The sequence below is a fragment of the Cellulomonas sp. genome (genome assembly GCF_965229465.1).
Taxonomy (GTDB): domain Bacteria; phylum Actinomycetota; class Actinomycetes; order Actinomycetales; family Cellulomonadaceae; genus Cellulomonas.
Map to the genome: position 1 here is coordinate 262,758 of NZ_OZ245882.1, position 18,639 is coordinate 281,396.

Annotated in this window: 17 protein-coding genes; 6 read left to right on the plus strand and 11 right to left on the minus strand. The window is 74.0% G+C overall.

Annotation, left to right across the window (positions count from 1 at the left end; translation table 11 throughout):
• Positions 1-26: 26 nt before the first annotated feature.
• Positions 27-1,295 (minus strand): AAA family ATPase, encoded by a 1,269-nt coding sequence (locus tag ACO06A_RS01210; RefSeq protein WP_421734344.1) that lies wholly within the window; start codon positions 1,293-1,295, stop codon positions 27-29.
• A 1-nt stretch (position 1,296) separates the two neighbouring features.
• Positions 1,297-1,959: a hypothetical protein gene (locus ACO06A_RS01215; RefSeq protein ID WP_421734345.1), complete on the minus strand. Its 663-nt coding sequence runs from the start codon at positions 1,957-1,959 to the stop codon at positions 1,297-1,299.
• A gap of 116 nt (positions 1,960-2,075) precedes the next feature.
• On the opposite strand from ACO06A_RS01215, the gene ACO06A_RS01220 reads away from it, so the two are divergent.
• Positions 2,076-2,309 carry a helix-turn-helix domain-containing protein gene (locus ACO06A_RS01220; RefSeq protein ID WP_421734346.1) on the plus strand — a complete coding sequence of 78 codons (234 nt, stop codon included), beginning with the start codon at positions 2,076-2,078 and terminating at the stop codon, positions 2,307-2,309.
• Between the two features lie 5 nt (positions 2,310-2,314).
• Here the strand turns inward: ACO06A_RS01220 and ACO06A_RS01225 are convergent, their stop codons facing one another.
• Positions 2,315-2,842: a hypothetical protein gene (locus tag ACO06A_RS01225; RefSeq protein ID WP_421734347.1), complete on the minus strand. Its 528-nt coding sequence runs from the start codon at positions 2,840-2,842 to the stop codon at positions 2,315-2,317.
• A 154-nt stretch (positions 2,843-2,996) separates the two neighbouring features.
• On the opposite strand from ACO06A_RS01225, the gene ACO06A_RS01230 reads away from it, so the two are divergent.
• Positions 2,997-3,872, plus strand: a complete 876-nt coding sequence (locus ACO06A_RS01230; protein WP_421734348.1) for a LysM peptidoglycan-binding domain-containing protein — start codon at positions 2,997-2,999, stop codon at positions 3,870-3,872.
• Positions 3,869-4,468 carry an Rv3235 family protein gene (locus ACO06A_RS01235; RefSeq protein WP_421734349.1) on the plus strand — a complete coding sequence of 200 codons (600 nt, stop codon included), beginning with the start codon at positions 3,869-3,871 and terminating at the stop codon, positions 4,466-4,468. Before ACO06A_RS01230 ends, ACO06A_RS01235 begins: the two co-directional genes overlap by 4 nt.
• Before the next feature lie 50 nt (positions 4,469-4,518).
• On the opposite strand, the gene secA is transcribed toward ACO06A_RS01235, so the two are convergent.
• The 8 genes from secA to mtrA form a co-directional block, all read right to left on the minus strand.
• Positions 4,519-7,335, minus strand: a complete 2,817-nt coding sequence (gene secA, locus ACO06A_RS01240) for a preprotein translocase subunit SecA (protein ID WP_421734350.1) — start codon at positions 7,333-7,335, stop codon at positions 4,519-4,521.
• Positions 7,298-8,320, minus strand: coding sequence for a DMT family transporter (locus tag ACO06A_RS01245; protein WP_421734351.1), 1,023 nt, complete (start codon positions 8,318-8,320; stop codon positions 7,298-7,300). Before ACO06A_RS01245 ends, secA begins: the two co-directional genes overlap by 38 nt.
• Positions 8,317-9,597: a winged helix-turn-helix domain-containing protein gene (locus tag ACO06A_RS01250; RefSeq protein ID WP_421734352.1), complete on the minus strand. Its 1,281-nt coding sequence runs from the start codon at positions 9,595-9,597 to the stop codon at positions 8,317-8,319. Before ACO06A_RS01250 ends, ACO06A_RS01245 begins: the two co-directional genes overlap by 4 nt.
• A gap of 97 nt (positions 9,598-9,694) precedes the next feature.
• A complete protein-coding gene (gene hpf / locus ACO06A_RS01255; RefSeq protein ID WP_421734353.1) occupies positions 9,695-10,324 on the minus strand; it encodes a ribosome hibernation-promoting factor, HPF/YfiA family in 630 nt (209 codons plus the stop codon).
• A 205-nt stretch (positions 10,325-10,529) separates the two neighbouring features.
• Positions 10,530-11,267 (minus strand): ComF family protein, encoded by a 738-nt coding sequence (locus ACO06A_RS01260; RefSeq protein ID WP_421734354.1) that lies wholly within the window; start codon positions 11,265-11,267, stop codon positions 10,530-10,532.
• A gap of 72 nt (positions 11,268-11,339) precedes the next feature.
• The gene (locus tag ACO06A_RS01265; RefSeq protein ID WP_421734355.1) at positions 11,340-12,998 is read right to left on the minus strand and encodes an LpqB family beta-propeller domain-containing protein; all 1,659 of its coding nucleotides are present in this window, start codon (positions 12,996-12,998) and stop codon (positions 11,340-11,342) included.
• Positions 12,995-14,734: an MtrAB system histidine kinase MtrB gene (gene mtrB / locus ACO06A_RS01270; RefSeq protein ID WP_421734356.1), complete on the minus strand. Its 1,740-nt coding sequence runs from the start codon at positions 14,732-14,734 to the stop codon at positions 12,995-12,997. The genes ACO06A_RS01265 and mtrB overlap by 4 nt, the downstream gene beginning before the upstream one ends.
• A gap of 4 nt (positions 14,735-14,738) precedes the next feature.
• The gene (gene mtrA, locus ACO06A_RS01275) at positions 14,739-15,422 is read right to left on the minus strand and encodes an MtrAB system response regulator MtrA (RefSeq protein WP_175345586.1); all 684 of its coding nucleotides are present in this window, start codon (positions 15,420-15,422) and stop codon (positions 14,739-14,741) included.
• Between the two features lie 199 nt (positions 15,423-15,621).
• Between mtrA and ACO06A_RS01280 the strand changes: the two genes are divergently transcribed.
• Genes ACO06A_RS01280 through ACO06A_RS01290 form a run of 3 tightly spaced genes read left to right on the plus strand, consistent with a single transcriptional unit; the run spans position 15,622 to position 18,628 of the window.
• Complete coding sequence (locus tag ACO06A_RS01280) at positions 15,622-16,758, plus strand: glycerophosphoryl diester phosphodiesterase membrane domain-containing protein (RefSeq protein WP_421734357.1); 1,137 nt, start codon at positions 15,622-15,624, stop codon at positions 16,756-16,758.
• On the plus strand, positions 16,755-17,423 hold the full coding sequence (locus ACO06A_RS01285; RefSeq protein WP_421734358.1) for a DUF4129 domain-containing protein: 669 nt from the start codon (positions 16,755-16,757) through the stop codon (positions 17,421-17,423). The genes ACO06A_RS01280 and ACO06A_RS01285 overlap by 4 nt, the downstream gene beginning before the upstream one ends.
• Positions 17,420-18,628, plus strand: coding sequence for a DUF4350 domain-containing protein (locus tag ACO06A_RS01290; protein ID WP_421734359.1), 1,209 nt, complete (start codon positions 17,420-17,422; stop codon positions 18,626-18,628). The genes ACO06A_RS01285 and ACO06A_RS01290 overlap by 4 nt, the downstream gene beginning before the upstream one ends.
• The last annotated feature ends 11 nt before the right edge of the window (positions 18,629-18,639 follow it).

Consider the following 18,639-nt stretch of genomic DNA (forward strand, 5'->3'; position numbering starts at 1 on the left):
TGCCGCGCCCACGCCCGGCGCGACGATCAGGCGCGCACGGCGACCACGGGCTCCACCGACGGCGCACCGACCAGCAGGGCGTCCAGCCGGACCGCGACCCCGGCGATCGCACGTCGCGCAGGAGAGCCAGGTGCCGCCTCGCGCAGGGTGCGCGCCTCGAGCAGCGCGGTGTCGAGCGCAGGGCCGTCGTCGGGCACCAGGTGCGCGTCGGGGACCCCCGCGTACCGCGCCAGCGCCTGCGCCACCGCCTCCCCGGGCTGCGGGCCCGCCACGGACGCCCGCACGCGGTTGACCAGCACCATCCGCGTGCTGCCCAGACCCAGGTCCGTGAGCTCGCCCAGGCCCCGGACCAGGCGCTGGATGCCCACCGGGTCCCCCGCGCCGACCGCCAGCACCACGTCCGCCGCCTCGAGGGCGCTGAGCGTGGCGGCGTTGCGGCGCGGCGCACGCGTGTCGTAGCTGAGTGCCTCGTCCTGCTCCAGGCAGAACCCACAGTCGATCACCGTCCACTCCGCGAGCCCACGCGCGACCGTCCAGACGGCGTCCAGCGACGACGACGGCAGCTCCGGCCACCGGTCCGCCCGGGAGATCCCCGACAGCACGCGCAGGTCCGGGGCGATCGTCGGGGTGATCCTGGCCAGGGTCGTCAGGTCGAGGGTCCCCTGCCCCGCGGCACGCGCCGCCGCCGCGAGGCCCGGCGCCTCGTCGAGCATGCCCACCACCTGCGCCACGCACCCGCCGTACGTGTCACCGTCCACCAGCAGCGTCCGGCGGCCCGCCGCAGCCAGCTCCGCGGCGACGTTCACCGCGACCGTCGTCCGACCCGGCGCACCGGTCGGGCCCCAGACGGCGACGACGAGGCCGCGCGCCGGACGGCGGACGGTCTGCTCGTCGGGCCACGACGAGTCGTGGGTGTCGCCGTCGGGCGCGGTACCGAGGACCACCAGGGCGTCCCGGACCACCTCGTTGGCCGACGCCTCGTCGTGCGGTGCGGCCGCCACGAGATCCGCACCCAGTGCCGCGAGACGCTCGCCGAGCCACGGACGGGTGGCGTCGCCGATGCCGATGACGCGCACGCCCGCCCGGTGCAGCAGCTCGATCGCTTCCCGGTCGAGCAGGTCGAGGTCGCCCGACACGACGGCCAGCCGGCCGAGACCGGCCTCCGCGGCCGCGAGAAGCTCGGTCAGGTCGGCGCACCGCCGGGTCACGCTCAGGCGCCCTCCGGTCTGCTCGACCGCCTGGACGATGATCGCCTCCGCCGCGCCCTGCACGGCGCACAGCACGCCGACGGCCACGTCAGCCCCCCGACCCGAGGACCGGGACGACGTCGACCGTGCCCTCGGCGGCGAGCGCCGTGAGCACCTCCGGCAGCCGCGCGCTGGGCACGAGCACCTGGACGGCACTGCCTCCCGAGGCACGGAACGCCCCCGTCGGCGTCGTGACCTCGGCCACCGTGAGCCCGCCGGCCAGCTCCCACGGCTCGTCCGGCGCGGCGTCGTCGTCCGGCGCCGGAGGCGTGAACCACAGGTCCACCAGCGCACCCGGGACCACGTCCTGCGACGGGGCGCGCTCGAGGGTCACCGACACCGGCCGCAGGTCGAGGTCCGCGGCCGACCCGACGGCCGACGCGGGCACGAGCTCGCCGCGGCCGACCGCCCGGACCGCCACGACGTCGCGCGCGATCGCCTCGTCCGCGCGCAGGTAGTGATCGAGGTTGACGGTGCCCAGCCGCACGTCCACCACGGCGAGGTCCTGCGCGGCCACCCGGTCCCCCGGCACCAGGGCGGACCGGGTCACGTACACGGGCACGGTGGCCTGAGCCGTGCGCACCGCCCAGGAGCCCAGCAGCACCGACGCAGCCACCATGGCGATGCCGGCGAGCAGCCGCGGGTCGCGCCAGCCGGGCCGACGCAGCCGGGCCGCCACCGGTGCGGGCAGGTCGAGCACGCTCGTGTCCATCGGATCTCCTGGTTCGTCGCGCCTGGCTGGACGGTCATCCTGCCGCGTCCAGGACGTCGCGAACGGAGCATTGTGGACAAACCGGTCCGAGCGCCAGCGCGTGCCACACTGCGGTCATGCCTTCGCGGTTCCTGACCCTCGCGGACGTCACCGAGGTGCTGAACATCTCGGCGCCGCAGGCCTACGCACTCGTCCGCTCCGGGGAGCTGCCCGCCATCCAGATCGGTGGCCGGCTCCAGTGGCGCGTGGAGTCCACCGAGCTCGAGAAGTACATCCAGCGCATGTACGAGCAGACCCGCGCCCGCATCTCGAGCGACGGCAGCACCATCGACGCGCCCTCGTCCGACTGAGGTCGTCAGCCCGACCGCACCACCCGCATCGCCGCGAACGCCACGGCCCACTGCACGCGACCGGACGCGTCGCCGGCGTCGCTGAGGTCCAGGTGGTCGGCGCCGACGCGATCGACCCGGCCGACGAGGTCGGTCCCGCCCACGTCGATCCGGACCACCGCGCGGTCGCGCGCCAGGGCACGCAGGGCGTGCGCGAGCCCCAACCGTGACTCGACCGCGCCTGGCGCCGGGGCCGCGTGCCCGACGAGCCCGCCGACGCCCGCGACCGACGCGGCCGGCACCAGCGCGCGGCCGGCAGCCTGCGTGCCCAGCAGCAGCCACTCGGGCGCCGCGTCGACCAGCTCACCGGTCACCGTGTCGCCGCCGGCGACGAGCACCCGCACCTGGCAGCCGACCGATGCGCGCACCCGAGCCGCGATCGGGACCGAAGCACGCTCGGCCCGCGCCAGCTCTGCGACATCCGCGCGCACGTCCGCCAGCCGGCCGGCCGCCAGCTGGGCCTCCATGTCCGCGAAGAGCGCCTCCCACCGCATGTGAGCACCGTAGGGGGTCTCCGTCCAGGCCCGGTCGCGAGCGAGTCCGATCCCGCATCGCGGGACCCGGCTGGACAGAACATCGGACATTCAGGTACATCTATGGCACTCAAGCAACATCAAACTGCATCAAACGACTAGATCAGGGGCGACCATGGCATCCGACGTCACACCGCACGACGCCGGCCGGGCAGCACGCGGTCGGGCCGCCACGGCCATCGGATCCCTGCTCGTGGGTGCGGTGGCAGCAGGCTCTCTCTGCCTGCCGCTCGCCCTCCGGATCCGGTCGCTGCTCGCAGGCCGCACGGGTCCGTGGCGGGTGGACGCGGCCGTCGAGGTCGGGGTGACCTCCATCGGGTTGCTCGTCGCCGCCTGGCTCGCGTGCTCCGCCCTCGTGGCGGCGACGTGCCTGCTGGTCCGGGTCGCCGGGACGACCTGGCGGACGGGTGAGCGGCTCGTGCACCGGTACGCACCGCAGGTCGTCCGCAAGGCTCTGGTGCTGGCCGTCGGTGCGGGCATCGGGCTCGGGATGGCGTCGGGAGCCACCGCTGCGGCGCCGGAGCCCGTGCCGACAAGCTCTGTCACGGCGGAGGTCCCGGCGGAGGTCACGGCGCCCGACGACCTCGGGTGGGTGGTGACCACCCCGTCGCCGGAGCGGGTCGAGCCCGTTCCGGCGCCCGCTCCGGCGCCCGCTCCGGCGCCCGCTCCGGTGGCCGCTCCGGTGGCCGAGACACCCGACGCGACGGAGGTCGACGTGTCGTCCGTGGCGGTGGCGAGCTCGGGCGCGGCGGTCGGGACGCCCGCCGCGGAGCATGCACCGGCACCGGAGGCGGTCGTGGTCGACGCCGGGGACAGCCTGTGGGCGATCGCCGCACGGCACCTGCCACCGGGCGCCACCGACGCACAGATCGCTGCGGCGTGGCCGGCGTGGTACCAGGCCAACGCGGCGGTGATCGGTGCCGATCCCGACCTGATCCAGCAGGGCCAGGTGCTCACCGTGCCCGTGGTTGCCGGCGAGGTGGCCCGATGAGCGCGCTCGTGCTGACCCGCGACGCCACCGCGGCGGAGGACGCGTTCGCCCGCGCGCGCGACACCGCCCCGGAACCTCGACCCGTCGACGCGCGCACGTGGCACCCCCGGGCGCGGCTGGTCCCCGCCCCCGCCGCTCCGCACCTCGAGGACGCCCCGGGGCCGGCACACGGCGTGCCCCTGACCGCGACCGCGCGCATCGCTGTCCTGCGGGCGAGCGACCGCTCGCTGGTGGCGGAGGCCGACGACGAGCCCGGCCCACCTCCCGAGGGCGACCCGACGGTGGTCGCCCGCGCGATCGCCCTGGCCGCGCTCGAGGTGCTGACCGGCCGACGCTCCGTCGCGCAGCTCGCGCGCTGGCTCACGCCCGGCGTGTACGAGTCGCTCCAGGTGCGTGCGGGCCTCACCCAGCGGGTGCTGGGCACCGACGCCGTGGTCCGTCCGCCGATGATCCGCCGGGCCCGATCCTGCCGGGTCGGGACCCACGCGCTGGAGGCCACCGTGGTTGCCGACCACGGCTCACGCGTCCGGGCCGTCGCGCTCCGGCTCGAGGGACATCGAGGAACGTGGCGGGTGACCGCGCTCGAGATCGGGTGACCCCGGACATGCGGAAGCCCGCCCCGGTCCCGGGGCGGGCTTCCGTGGTCTCAGCGCTTGCGCTGCTGCTTCGCGGCCTTGCGGCGCGCCTCGCGGTTCGCGGCACCGTCCTCGGCCGTCGGGGCCGCGGGACGGGTCCCGGCCTTCTTGCCGCCTGCGTCCGCGCGGGTGATCACGCCCCCGTCACCGTCGATCGACGGAGCGGTGTACTGCAACGGGGTCCGCTGCTCCGGTCCGTCGATGCCCTTGGCCACCAGCTTGCCCGGCGTCGGACCGTCGGACACCGAGCGTGCCGCTGCCGCCTGGGCACCCGCGCTGGCGGCAGCCGCGACCGCCGAGTCGGCGGTGACCGCAGGAGCGTCGGGCTCCGCCACCTGGACCTCCAGGTTGTACAGGTACGCGACCGTCTCCTCCTTGATGGCGTCGGTCATGGCGTTGAACAGCTGGAACCCCTCGCGCTGGTACTCGACGAGCGGGTCGCGCTGGGCCATGGCCCGCAGGCCGATGCCCTCCTTGAGGTAGTCCATCTCGTAGAGGTGCTCGCGCCACTTGCGGTCGAGGACCGAGAGGGTGACCCGCCGCTCCAGCTGCCGCATGTTCTCGGAGCCGATCTGCTCCTCGCGCTCGGCGTACGCGTGCTCGGCGTCCGAGAGGATCTCGCGCTCGATCAGCTCGGCGGACAGCCGCGTGGGCCCGCCCGCCTCGTCGACGACCTCGTCCGGCAGGATCGAGACGGGGTAGACGGCCTTGAGCGCCGTCCACAGCGCGTCGAGGTCCCACGCCTCCGGACGGCCCTCCGTCGTGGCGCCGGTGATGTACGCGGTGAGCACGTCGGAGCGGAAGTGCCGCACCTGCTCGTGCAGGTCCTCGCCCTCCAGCACCCGGCGGCGCTGCTCGTAGATGACCTCGCGCTGGCGGGACATCACGTCGTCGTACTTGAGCACGTTCTTGCGGATCTCGAAGTTGCGCGCCTCGACCTGCGACTGTGCCGACTGGATGCCGCGCGTGACGATCTTCGACTCGAGCGGCATGTCCTCCGGGAACCCCGCGCGCGTCATCATCGACTCGGCGAGGCTCGAGTTGAACAGGCGCATGAGGTCGTCCTGCATGGACAGGTAGAACCGGGACTCACCCGGGTCGCCCTGCCGGCCGGAACGACCGCGCAGCTGGTTGTCGATGCGTCGCGACTCGTGGCGCTCCGTGCCGAGCACGTACAGCCCGCCCAGCTCGACCACCTCGTCGTGCTCCGCGGCCACGGACTCCTTGGCCTTCTCCAGCGCCAGCGGCCAGGCGGCCTCGTACTCCTCGGCGTTCTCCGCGGGGTCGAGGCCGCGGGCGGCCAGGTCCTCGACGGCCATGAACTCGGCGTTGCCGCCCAGCATGATGTCGGTGCCGCGGCCGGCCATGTTGGTGGCGACCGTGACGGCGCCCTTGCGGCCGGCCTGCGCGACGATCGAGGCCTCGCGTGCGTGCTGCTTCGCGTTGAGCACCTCGTGCGGGACGCCCTGCTTCTTCAGCTTGGCGGAGAGCAGCTCGCTCTTCTCCACGCTGGTGGTGCCCACGAGCACCGGCTGGCCCTGCGCGTGCCGCTCGACGATGTCCGCGACCACGGCGTCGTACTTGCCGTCCTCGCTCTTGTAGACGTAGTCGCGCTGGTCGAGGCGCTGCATGTCGCGGTTCGTCGGGATCGGCACCACCCCGAGCTTGTACGTGCCCTGGAACTCCGCGGCCTCGGTCTCGGCCGTACCGGTCATCCCCGCGAGCTTGCTGTACAGGCGGAAGTAGTTCTGGAGCGTGATCGTGGCGAGGGTCTGGTTCTCGGCCTTGATGGCTACCCCCTCCTTCGCCTCGATCGCCTGGTGCATGCCCTCGTTGTAGCGGCGGCCCGGCAGGACGCGGCCGGTGTGCTCGTCGACGATGAGCACCTCGCCGTTCGTCACGATGTAGTCCTTGTCGCGCTTGAACAGCTCCTGCGCCTTGATGGCGTTGTTGAGGAAGCCGATCAGCGGGGTGTTCAGGGACTCGTACAGGTTCTCGATGCCGAGGTAGTCCTCGACGCGCTCGATGCCCGGCTCCAGCACACCGACCGTGCGCTTCTTCTCGTCGACCTCGTAGTCGCGCTCGGCCTGGAGGCGGCGGACCACCTTGGCGAACTCGGCGTACCAGCGGTTGGCGTCCCCGGACGCGGGGCCGGAGATGATCAGCGGGGTGCGCGCCTCGTCGATGAGGATCGAGTCGACCTCGTCGACGATCGCGAAGTTGTGGCCGCGCTGGACCAGCTCGTCCGTGCTCCACGCCATGTTGTCGCGCAGGTAGTCGAAGCCGAACTCGTTGTTGGTGCCGTAGGTGATGTCGCACGCGTACTGCTTGCGCCGGTCGGCCGGGTTCTGGCTGGACAGGATGACGCCGCTGGTCAGTCCGAGGAACCGGTAGACGCGTCCCATGAGCTCGGACTGGTAGCTGGCCAGGTAGTCGTTGACGGTGACGACGTGGACGCCCTTGCCGGCCAGCGCGTTCAGGTACGCGGGTGCGGTGGCGACGAGGGTCTTGCCCTCGCCGGTCTTCATCTCGGCGATGTTGCCCAGGTGCAGTGCGGCACCGCCCATGAGCTGGACGTCGAAGTGGCGCTGGCCCAGCGTGCGGCGGGCGGCCTCGCGGACCGTGGCGAACGCCTCGGCGAGCAGGTCGTCGAGGGACTCGCCCTCCGCGAGGCGGGCCCGGAATCGGTCCGTCTCCTCGCGCAGCTCGGCGTCGGACAGCGCGACGAAGCTGTCTTCCAGGGCGTTGACCTGCTGGGCGATGCCCGACAGCTTCTTGACGATCCGGCCTTCACCGAGGCGCAGGACCTTCTCGAGGATCGCTGGCACGCACTACTCCCGACGTGTTCGCGCTCCGGGCGCGCGCGGCGTCGGAGCGGCTGAGGTGACCGGCCGCACGGCCGGGCGCGTCCATCGTAGGCGAGCCTGCACGGCGCGGGCGAAGAACGACCACCGCAGCCGCGAGCAGCACAGCACCCACCACGCCGGCGACCCCGAGCCGCTCGTCACGCAGGACGACCGCACCGATGGTGGCGGTGAGCGGCTCGAGCAGGGCCAGGAGCGCCGCCGTCGTCGCCGGGACGTGCCGGAGCCCCGTGAAATACGCGCTGTAGGCCGCTGCGGTGGGCACCACGGCCAGGTAGGCGAGCAGCGCCCAGCCCTGCGCGTCCGACGGGGTGGAGAGGCCGGAACCGGCCACCGCCGCGAACGGCAGGAGCACGATTCCGCCGAGCGTGAACGAGGTCGCCGTCAGGGGCAGCGGGCCGAGTCCCGGCACGCTCCGGCGGTTCAGCCCGGTCATGGTCGCGAACGCCGCTGCGGCCACCAGGGCGAGGAGCGCGCCGGCTGCGGTGCCCGGGCCGGCGGCATCCGACGGCCCGACGAGCAGGACCAGACCGCCGAGGGCGAGGGCCAGCGCGACGAGCGTGCGCGCGGACGGCAGCCTGCGGGCCGACACGGCCGTGCCCACGGCGACCAGGAGCGGCGCCGCCCCGAGGGCGACCAGGGTGGCGACGGCGACACCGGCCCGCTGGACGGCCGCGAAGTAGGCGGCCTGGTAGACCGCGGCGAGCAGGGCGGTCTCGACGATGCGGACGACGGCCGGCCGCGTCCGTGCCAGCCCGCGCAGCGCACCCGTGGCCGCGAGCGCGAGCAGGAGCACTCCCCCGCCGCCGAGCAGCCGGTAGGCCGCGACGGTGAGCGAGGGCAGACCCGCGGTGTCCGCGAGGGCGGCACCGGCGAGTCCCCCGGTCCCCCAGAGCACCCCGCCGAAGGCGACGAGGGCGAAGTCGCGCGGTCGCGTCTCGTGCGTCATGCGGCCTTGACGGCGTGCGTCAGGTCGACCGCCAGGTCACCACGCAGCAGCCCGGTACGGTCTCCGACCACGATCCCCGCCAGGCCGAGCCACCCGGCGAGCTCGTGGAGCTCCGCGGCGAGCGGCTCCACGAGCTCCGCGGTCCGGGACGCCACCGGCGTGTCCGGTCCGGGGCTGCGGTGGGCGGCGTGGACCCGGAGCACGCCCGCCTTGCGGTCGGCCTTGAGGTCCACGAGCGCGGCGAGCGACTCTCCGAGCAGGAAGGGCAGGACGTAGTAGCCCCAGACCCGCTGCGCCTCGGGCACATAGATCTCGATGCGGTACCGGAGGCCGAACAGGGCCTCGACGCGGCGGCGCTCGAACACCAGCGGGTCGAACGGGCTGAGCAGCGCCCGTCCCGACGCCCGCCGCGGCAGGTCGGCGTCGCGGTGCCGCCACACCGTGCCCTGGTTCCAGCCGTCGACCGTCACCTCGCGCAGCACACCCTCTTCGACCAGGTCCTCGACAGCCGGTGCGACCTGGTCCAGCTTGATCCGGAAGTAGTCCGCGATGCTGCGCAGCGTGCCGATGCCGTGCGCCCGCGCCGAGACCTCGGTCAGGGCCCGGATCGCGTCCTCGCGCGACGGCTCCGGAGCGGCCAGGACGTGCGGAGGAAGGACCCGGGACGTGAGGTCGTACCGGCGCTCGAACGCACCGTTGCGGCCTGCGGACGTGACCTCGCCGGTGAAGAAGAGGAACTCGAGAACCCGCTTGGCGACGGTCCAGTTCCACCCCCACTCCCCCCGGGTGGTGGGGTGCTCGGCCTCGAAGTCCTCCTGCACCTGTCGCGCCGTGACGGGGCCTCGGTCGGCGATGATCGCGCGGATGTCCTCGACCAGCGGCGAGTGCTTGAGCGGGACCTCGGAGATCGCGCCCCACGCCTGGCGCTGGTAGTCGCGCTGGCGCCACCCGAGCAGGCGGTACGTCTCGGGTGGGACGAACGACGCCTCGTGCGCCCACGTCTCGACCAGCCGCCGCGGCGACTGCCCCGCCGCGCGGTCGAGCAACGCCGGGTCGTACGCGCCGATCCGGGAGAAGGCGGGCATGAGATGTGCCCGGGCCAGCACGTTCACCGAGTCGATCTGCAGGAGGCCGACCCGGTCGACGACCTGCTGGAACTGACGCATCGTCGGTGCGGCGTCCCGCTCCGGCCGCGGCCGATCGAGCCCCTGGGCGCGCAGGGTGATGCGACGGGCCTGCGACAGGGTGAGGCGCTCGGGCGCTCCCGGAGAGGTCACGTGGACATCCTGCCGTGGCGCACCCACACGCCGACGCCCGGCGGGTCACTCAGACCGGCCGGGCGTCAGCGGTATCAGCGGGGTTCGCTGGGGCCTGTCAGACCGGGACCCCGGCCAACGGGGTGCCGACCACGGCGGCGTCCAGCTTGATGACGCCGTAGCTCCACCCGCGCCTGCGGTAGGCGACCGACGGCTGGGCCGTCTCGGCGTCGATGAAGAGGAAGAAGTCGTGCCCGACGAGCTCCATCTCGTAGAGCGCGTCGTCGACCGTCATCGGCTGAGCCTGGTGGACCTTCTCGCGGATGATCACGGGAGAGTCACCGAGGGTCGTCTCGACGGCCGCCGCGGGATCGACGGGCGCGGAGGCCTCGGGCTCGGGCTCGGGCGGGCGGACGTCGACGGGGGCGATCGGAGTGTGGTTGCGGTGGTCCTTGCGCCGGTCGCGGGTCCGCCGCAGCCTCTCGAGGAGCTTCCCGAGGGCGAGGTCGAGAGCCGCGTACCTGTCGTCGGCGCACGCCTCGGCACGGATCACAGGCCCTCGGTCGACCACGGTGAGCTCGACGCGCTCACTGCTTCCCGCCTGGCGAGGGTTGGTCTCGTGCGACACGACGACGTCGATGCGCTGAGCGCGGGGGGCCAGCTGCTCGACTTTCGCGAGCTTCTGCTCGACGTGCGCCCGATACTTCGGCAGCACCTCGGTATGCCGGCCGGCAACCACGATCTCCATGTGAGCCTCCTGAGAGGGTCGGGGGCGGGTCGGGCCCGCCCGAGGGTGACAGTGCAATGGGCTGCCCCAGGGGCAGTCGGGCGGCGTCACCTCCTCCCGCGGCGTGCCCGGACGCCCGGCGAGGGTCGATCCGAGCGGTGCCAACGGCTCAGGCCCCCACGCTAACCCCGGACCTGCCCTCGGACCCACTCGCCCCGCCACGGGTTCACCCTGTGGACACGATCCGGCCCGGTGGGAGCCGCGGCGCCGGCGCAGGACCGGGGGTGGACGCGAGAGTCACCGCTCCCACCACCCGCGCCCCGGCGCGCTCGAGCGCGGACCGGCACGCCGCGACCGTGGCGCCGGTGGTGAGCACGTCGTCCACCACCAGCGCGAGCCTGCCCGCGACGCGGTCCGTGTGCCGGTCCGGCACCCGTAGGTGACCCGCGAGGTTGCGGGACCGTGCACGCGCGCCCAGGCCGACCTGGTCGCGGCCCCGGGACCGGACCAGGACCGGCGCCGCCGCAGCGGGACGCCCGGCCCGGACGAGGCCGTCGACCACCGCGTGAGCAAGCGAGTCGACGAGGTTGCCACCCCGTCGGCGTCGGGCCGCTGCCGTGGACGGTGACGGGACCACCAGGAGCGGCTCGATACCGAGATCGGGCGCGAGCAGCTCCGCCGCCCGCGCGAGCGCGAACGCGAACGGAGGCGTCAGATCGAGCCGGCCACGGTCCTTCCACGCGATGATCGCGCGGCGGACGTCGCCCGTGCAGTCGGCGAGCGTCCACACCGGGAGGGGGCCGTGCCCGTCCATCCGGTCCAGGCGTGGGGCTCGGTCCTCGCAGCGCCACGGACCACCCCCGAGGCGCCGTGCGCACCCCGGGCACCAGGCGACGTCGTCGGCCCCGCAGCCCGCGCACTCGACGGGCAGCAGGAGGCCGAGCAGCTCACGGGCAAGCCTCATCCGCGCAGACTGCCCGCCGACGCCCGCAGGCGGCCGGCCGCCCGTGGACGGCGGTGGGCTGTGGGCGTCCCGTCAGCCGGGGAACGACGGGTAGGCGGCGCCGGACACGCCCACCACCTGTGCCCAGGTGGAGCCGACGAACCGACGCAGCTCGCCGTCGGTCGTGGTCACGTAGATGACCGACGAGCTCCCCGCCAGGCCGGCGAGCTCGGCCACCTCGGGCAGGGGCCTGGTCGGGCCGGAGACGGGAACCAGGTGCACGGCAGGATTCCCCGTCGAGCGTCCGATGACCGCGAGCGTCGACTCCTCGGCCCAGACCACCGAGGACGCGTCGACGAGCGAGGCACCCGCTCGGATCGGGGCCCCCAGCTGCTGCGGCCCGCCCGACTCGTCGCGGGTGATCGCGGCGACGTCGAGCTGGACGCCGTCCGCTCCCGCGGAGACGACCGCCACCCGGACCCCGTCGCGCGCCACGCGGACCGCACGGATCGCGCGACCCTCCAGCCAGTCCGCGCTCACCTGTACCGGAGCGGCGTCCGCGTGGGCAGCGACCAGGCCGCTCGACGGCTGGGCCGTCCAGGCCCACCCGAACCGGTCGACGGAAGGCGCCACGAGTCCGACGCCGGTCACCAGGTCCTGGACCGCGTTGTCGGCGGTCGGCACCGTGGTCAGGGTGCTCGGCCCGGAGAGCATCACACGCACCGACCCGTCCTCGTTGCTGGCCGGGCTCCGCGGATCGAGCGAGTCGAGGGCACCGAGGCCAGGCACCGGCTCCGGCTCGCCGTCCACGAGCGCCACGATGTGGTCGTCCTGGAGGAACTCGACGTTGCTCGGCTTGCCGGATCCGCGCTGCAACGTCGCAGCACCCTCCAGCGGCACGTCGCCCGCGAACACCTGGACCGAGCCGATACCGGGCACGGGCCGCAGGCTCGCGTCGATCTGGGCCAGCAGAAGGTCACGGTCGGCGCGGGTCACGGCGAGCGCGGGTGCCAGCGTGACCTGGGCGACGCCCTCGTCGTCCACCGGCACGGACTCGGGGTTGAGCTCGACCCCGTCCGGCACCGCCGTGACGACCGCGTCCTGCAGCCAGGGCGACGGACCGGCCAGCAGCCCGCTGACGATCGACGTGCCCAGACTCTTCTCCGGGAACCAGCGCGACTCCGGGACGAGGAACTTCTCGTCCGGGGAGAGGAAATACAAGGAGGCCGGCCGATAGCTCCGGCTGAAGTCCTCCTGCTGCAGGATCAGGCCGGGAGGCGTCGCCGCGATCCGCCACTGGTCGGCGTCGTCCTGCACCATCCCGAACGTCACCGACTCGCGCGCCTCCGGCGGCGCCTCGACGTAGACACCGTCCTCGTCGACGCGGGCGAGGACGGGGACGTCGATCGTCACCTCGGTCTCGGTCGTGGTCGGCGCGGGCTCGACCGGTCCCGACACGACGACCCCGGCCGACGGCTTCCAGGTGGCCTTCGCCTCCCCCGCCAGATACTCCCGGGCCGTCCTGAAGTCGTCCGTGAACCCGGCGGCGCCCGCCGCCAGGAAACCGTCGACGATCTCGGTCGGGGTGTCCCCCGGCTGCGGCCCCTCGGCCAGCACGGCGATCTCGGACGGCTCCGTGACCTCGGCGTCCCCCTTGCTCACGGGCCCGGAGGTCGGGATCGCGGAGCACGCCGCCAGGACGACGACGGTCACGACGCCCAGGGCGGCGCGGTGGAACGGGCGCGCGGTCATCGGACCTCCTGCCGGTCGGCGTCGTCCAGGTATCTCGGCGGGTCGACGTCGTCGGAGCCCATGTCCGGGAGCGCGGCGGGATCGGTGTTCGGACGCACGACGGGGATCCGCAGCGCCCCCGTGATCGGCGACTCGTCCGGAGCGAGCGGCAGGGGCGATCCCGTGAGCCGGATGCCCGCGCGGCGCGGCAGCGTGAGCCGGAAGCTCGCGCCCCGGCCGGGCCGGCCCCACGCCTCGAGCCAGCCACCGTGCAGGTGCGCGTCCTCCAGCGAGATCGCCAGTCCCAGGCCGGTGCCACCCGTCGTCCGGGCGCGCGCGGGGTCGGCCCGCCAGAACCGGTCGAACACGTGCGCAGCCTCGTCGGGCGTCATCCCCACCCCGCGGTCGCGCACGGTGACCGCGACGGCGTGCGCGTCGGCGCCGACGGTCACCTCGACCGCGCTGCCCTCCGCGTGCTCCACGGCGTTGACCAGCAGGTTGCGCAGGATGCGCTCGACGCGACGCGGGTCGATGTCGGCGACGCAGCGCTCCTCGGGGACGACGACGTGCAGCCACGCGCCCCGTCGGTCGGCGAGCGGTGCCGCGTGGTCGACGGCCGTGATGACGACGTCCCGCACGTCACGGCCCTCGGCGTCGAGCACCGCCGCACCGGCGTCGAACCGGCTGATCTCCAGCAGGTCCGCCAGCAGGTCCTCGAACCGGTCGAGCTGGGTCTGCAGGAGCTCGGCCGAGCGCTTCGAGGCGGGGTCGAAGTCCTCGCGCGACGCGTGGATGACCTCGCCGGCCATCCGGATGGTCGTCAGCGGGGTGCGCAGCTCGTGCGAGACGTCCGAGACGAACCGGCGCTGGAGCGTCGACAGCTCCTCCATGCGGTGGATCTGATCCTGGAGGCTGTCCGCCATCTCGTTGAAGGAGCGGGCGAGCGTGGCCATCTCGTCCTCCCCCTTCTCCGGCATCCGCTCGGACAGGTGCCCGTCCGCCAGCCGCTCCGCGACCTGGGCCGCCCGGCGCACGGGCTGGACCGTCTGCCGGGTGACCAGCCAGGTCATGCTGCCCAGCAGGACGACGAGGGCGGCCGCGGCGAGCGCCAGCGTGCGCAGGAGGAAGTCGAGGCTGTCCTGCTCCGACTGGAAGCTGTAGAGGAAGAAGAGCTGGTAGGTGCCGACCACCGGCACGTTCACGTCCTGCCCGACGATCACCCCGGGCGACACGCCCCCGTTCTCGCGCGGGATCGCGACGGACTGCCACTGCTGACCGCCGCCCGCGGTGGCCACCCGCAGCTCGGGGCTGACGAGCGGGACCAGCTGCTGGTTCGTCGTCGCGCCCGTGATGTCCAGGCTGCCGCCCTCCTGGCCGGGGGCGCGCAGCAGGAACACCTCGCGCCGGTCCGAGCCGCCGGTGCGTTGGGCCTGGGACACGTCCCGGAGCAGGCGCTGCACGTCCGTGCGCGCCGTGGCCGTCGAGAAGTCGAGCGTGGCCTGCGCCTGCTGCGCGGACCGCGCACTCTCCTGCTGCACCTGCTCGAGCCTCGCCTCGAACAGGCCGTCGGCCATCCGGGAGCTCACGTACGCGCCGACGAGGGTGAGGGCCACCAGTCCGATGGCCAGCGTCGACGTGATGACCCGGACCTGCAGGGACGACCGCCACACGCGCGACCACGCGCGCAGGCGCCGACGCGACCGCGCCCGGAGCAGCCGCCAGGCCCCGCTCACGCGCACGAGAGGGCTGCTCCCCACCGACTCACGTCGACGCCACGCCCGCCTTGTAGCCGACACCGCGGACGGTGACGACGATCTCGGGCTGCTCGGGGTCGTTCTCGATCTTGGAGCGCAGGCGCTGCACGTGGACGTTCACCAGGCGCGTGTCCGCGGCGTGCCGATAGCCCCAGACCTTCTCCAGCAGGACCTCGCGGGTGAACACCTGCCACGGCTTGCGGGCGAGCGCCACCAGCAGGTCGAACTCGAGCGGGGTCAGCGAGACCGGCCGGCCCGCCCGCGCCACCCGGTGGCCGGGCACGTCGATGGTCACGTCGCCGATGGTCAGGTGCTCCGGTGCCGGCTCGTCGGTGCGGCGCAGACGGGCGCGCACGCGGGCGACGAGCTCCTTGGGCTTGAACGGCTTCGAGATGTAGTCGTCGGCGCCGGACTCCAGGCCGAGGACCACGTCGACCGTGTCGCTCTTGGCCGTGAGCATGACGATCGGCACGCCCGACTCGGCGCGGATCTGTCGACAGACCTCGTTGCCGTCCTTGCCGGGCAGCATGAGGTCGAGCAGGACGAGGTCCGGCTGCGTGGCCCGGAACACCCCGATCGCCTCGTCGCCGTCCTCGCAGAACACCGGGTCGAAGCCCTCCGACCGCAGCACGATGCCGATCATCTCGGCCAGGGCGGTGTCGTCATCGACCACCAGCACGCGTCCCTTCATGGCGGCATTCTCGCACCGCGCGGGCCCCTGACCGGGCCACCCGGGCCACGGAGGCGACACGGGCCCACAGATCACCCGGTCGCGCGCCGTCGAGGGCACCCGCCGTGGCACGATGAATCCTCCGCGGTGGCACGCCACGGCGACCCACCCGGACCACCCGGACCACCTGCACGACCACAGCCGAGGGAGCCGCGCTCGCATGACGAGCCCGCACGACGACGTCCCGCAGCCGCCGACCTGGACGGCGCCCGCGGGGACGGGGACGCCGCCGCCGGAGCAGGTGCCGCAGCCGGGACCACCCGCGCCACCACCGCCGCCACCGTCGGGCTGGGGTCAGCAGCCGCCCGGGTACGGCTCCTGGGGGCCCGCCGCCCCGCCGCCCCCCGGGGTCGCGTGGCGCCCGCAGGCGCTCCAGCCGGGGATCATCCCGCTGCGGCCGCTGGGGATGGGCGAGATCTACGACGGCGCCTTCCGGGCGGTGCGGGCCAACCCGCGCGTGATGTTCGGGCTCGCCGCGCTCGTGGTGACGATCGCCGTCACGATCCAGTCGGTCATCCAGTGGTACGTCACGGGCCTCCTCGCACCGCAGCTGTCCGACCTGTCGACCGAGGTGGACCCCTCGGGCCAGCTCGGGTTCGCCGAGCAGATGGGCTCGTCGGCCGGCCTGCTCATCTCCACCCCCGTGACCGCGCTCGCCACCACGATCCTCACCGGTCTGCTCATCGTGTCGGTGAGCCGGTCCGTGCTCGGTCAGGTGGCGTCCGTCGGCGAGGTGCTGCGCTCGTGGCGCGTCTGGCTGGTGGTGGGCTTCTCGTTCCTGAGCGGGCTCGCCATCATGGTCGTCGCGGCCGTGCTCACCACCGGCGTCGTGCTCCTCGCGGTGAACGACCAGGTGGGGCCCGCGGTGCTCCTCGGCCTCGTGGGGGCGCTCGCGTTCGTCGTGGCCGCGGTCTGGTTCTCCACCCGCACCTTGCTGGTGCCTCCGGCGCTGATGCTGGAGGGCAAGAAGTTCTGGCCCACCGTCGCGCGGGCGTGGCGGCTGACGCGCGGGAGCTTCTGGCGCCTGTTCGGCATCTACCTGCTGACCAGCATCCTGGCCGCGATCATCGCGCAGATCATCGTCTTCCCGGCCTCGCTGATCGCCCAGCTGGTTCTGCGCGACCCCACGGCCACGTCGTTCGGCTCGTTCGTCGTGCTCGGGGTCGCCAACGTCATCGCGTCGACCCTCTCGACCACCTTCGTGTCGTCCGTCGTCGCGCTCCTCTACATCGACGTGCGCATGCGCCGGGAGGGTCTGGACGTCGAGCTCGCGCGCGCCGCGGAGGCCACCGCGTGATCCTGTCGGCCCGGGCCACGGTCGGGGTCCCGGTCGACCCGGACGCTGCGACCGGGCGGCGCTGGGCGACCGAGGAGCTGCTCGACCCCGTCTACCACCAGCAGCGCTCGCTGCTGAGCCGGCTGTGGGACTGGCTGTCCGAGCAGCTGGCGGGGCTGCGCACGCCGGCCGCGCTCGATCCCGTCGCGGTGCTCGCCGTGGTCGGCATCGTCGTGGCCGTCGTGGCCATCGCGTTCCTGGTCGCCGGCCCGGTGCGCGTCTCGCGGCGCGGCCCGGCGGGACGCCCGGTGCTGGACCACGACGACGCGCGGACTGCCGAGGAGATCCGGGCCGCCGCCGATGCTGCCGCGTCCCGTGGCGACTGGGCGCTGGCGGTCCTGGAGCGCTTTCGTGCCGTCGTACGGGGGCTCGAGGAGCGCACCGTGCTCGAGGAGCGGGTGGCCCGGACGGCCCACGAGGCAGCGCTGGCCGCCGCCGCGAGGCTGCCGACGCTCGGCGACGACCTGGTGGCCGCGGGCCGGACCTTCGACGACGTGGCGTACGGCGACGAGCCGGCGACCGCGGACGACGAGCGCCGGCTGCGCGAGCTCGACGGCCGCGTCCGGGACACCCGGCCGACGGCTGACGCCGGAGCGGCCGAGCTCTCCGTCGCGGTGCCGCGATGAGTGCGCCGACCGTGACGACGACGCACGCGCCCGTGGTCGGCGACGGCACGTCCGTGCGCAGCCGGTCCGCCAGGCGCTGGCGGCGCGCGCGGTGGTGGCTCGCACTGCTCGCACTGGTCGTGGTCGCGGGCGTCCTGTCCGCCCTGCCGGAGCCGCGCACGTCGACCCTCACGCTCGCCCCCGACAACCCTGGGGACCTCGGGGCACGCGCGGCCGCCCAGATCCTCGGGCGCCAGGGCGTCGACGTGCGCTACGTGCGCCACATCGCGGACGTCGAGGCGCTCGGGGTGCCCGGCTCCACGGTGCTCGTCGTCGGCGACTACCTGCTCGACGCGGACCAGATCGACGTGCTCGACGCCACCGGCGCGGACCTGGTGATCGTCGACGCAGGCTGGGCGCTGGGGCTGCTGACCGACACGATCGCGGTGGGCGGTGGCACCGGGGGTGAGCCCGAGGTCCGCTCGGCGCAGTGCGACGACCCCGACGCCGTGGCCGCAGGTTCCGTGACCGCACGCGGCTCCCTCCAGGCCACCGGGCCGGGTGCGGTCGTGTGCTTCCCCGCACCGGGCACGGACGCCGACCGCGGCGGCGCCTACGCGGTGACCGAGTCGGACGGTCGGCGGATCGTCGCGCTCGCTGACGTCGCCCCGCTGACCAACCAGCACCTCGCCGAGCAGGGCAACGCAGCGCTCGTCCTGCGTGCGCTCGGCCGGCACGAGCGGCTCGTCTGGTACATCCCGTCGCTCGACGACGTCGGCGCGGGCGACGCGTCCGCCGCCCCCGACACCGGCCAGCTCCTGCCCCCGGTCGTGCCGATCCTCGCGCTCCAGCTCCTGCTCGTCGTGGTGGTGGCCGCCGTGTGGCGGGGACGCCGCCTGGGCCGGCTGGTCACCGAGCAGCTGCCGGTCGTGGTGCGTTCCGGCGAGACGACCCGCGGACGCGGCCGGCTGTACCGGCGTGGCCGGTCGTACGGTCACGCAGCCGCAGCGCTGCGCGCCGGGACCGCCTCGCGCAGCGCCGCACGCCTCGGGCTGCCCCGCTCGGCCACGCCGCTCGTGGTCGTCGACGCGGTCGCGCGCGCGACGAACCGCCCCGCGCAGACCGTCGAGGCGCTGCTGTACGGACCCCCACCGACCGACGACCGCGGGCTGGCCCAGCTGGCCCGTGACCTGGACCATCTCGAGAGCGAGGTTCACCGAACGTGAGCGACCAGAGT

What these genes read in the sequence shown, in the direction of transcription:
- ACO06A_RS01235 (WP_421734349.1), top strand. Translation starts at nt 3,869, where the DNA reads ATGAGCGCGCTCGTGCTGACCCGCGACGCCACCGCGGCGGAGGACGCG.
- ACO06A_RS01220 (WP_421734346.1), top strand. Translation starts at nt 2,076, where the DNA reads ATGCCTTCGCGGTTCCTGACCCTCGCGGACGTCACCGAGGTGCTGAAC.
- ACO06A_RS01245 (WP_421734351.1), bottom strand. Translation starts at nt 8,320, where the DNA reads ATGACGCACGAGACGCGACCGCGCGACTTCGCCCTCGTCGCCTTCGGC.
- ACO06A_RS01225 (WP_421734347.1), bottom strand. Translation starts at nt 2,842, where the DNA reads ATGCGGTGGGAGGCGCTCTTCGCGGACATGGAGGCCCAGCTGGCGGCC.
- ACO06A_RS01265 (WP_421734355.1), bottom strand. Translation starts at nt 12,998, where the DNA reads ATGACCGCGCGCCCGTTCCACCGCGCCGCCCTGGGCGTCGTGACCGTC.
- hpf (WP_421734353.1), bottom strand. Translation starts at nt 10,324, where the DNA reads ATGGAGATCGTGGTTGCCGGCCGGCATACCGAGGTGCTGCCGAAGTAT.
- ACO06A_RS01290 (WP_421734359.1), top strand. Translation starts at nt 17,420, where the DNA reads ATGAGTGCGCCGACCGTGACGACGACGCACGCGCCCGTGGTCGGCGAC.
- ACO06A_RS01215 (WP_421734345.1), bottom strand. Translation starts at nt 1,959, where the DNA reads ATGGACACGAGCGTGCTCGACCTGCCCGCACCGGTGGCGGCCCGGCTG.
- ACO06A_RS01280 (WP_421734357.1), top strand. Translation starts at nt 15,622, where the DNA reads ATGACGAGCCCGCACGACGACGTCCCGCAGCCGCCGACCTGGACGGCG.
- mtrA (WP_175345586.1), bottom strand. Translation starts at nt 15,422, where the DNA reads ATGAAGGGACGCGTGCTGGTGGTCGATGACGACACCGCCCTGGCCGAG.
- ACO06A_RS01260 (WP_421734354.1), bottom strand. Translation starts at nt 11,267, where the DNA reads ATGAGGCTTGCCCGTGAGCTGCTCGGCCTCCTGCTGCCCGTCGAGTGC.
- ACO06A_RS01230 (WP_421734348.1), top strand. Translation starts at nt 2,997, where the DNA reads ATGGCATCCGACGTCACACCGCACGACGCCGGCCGGGCAGCACGCGGT.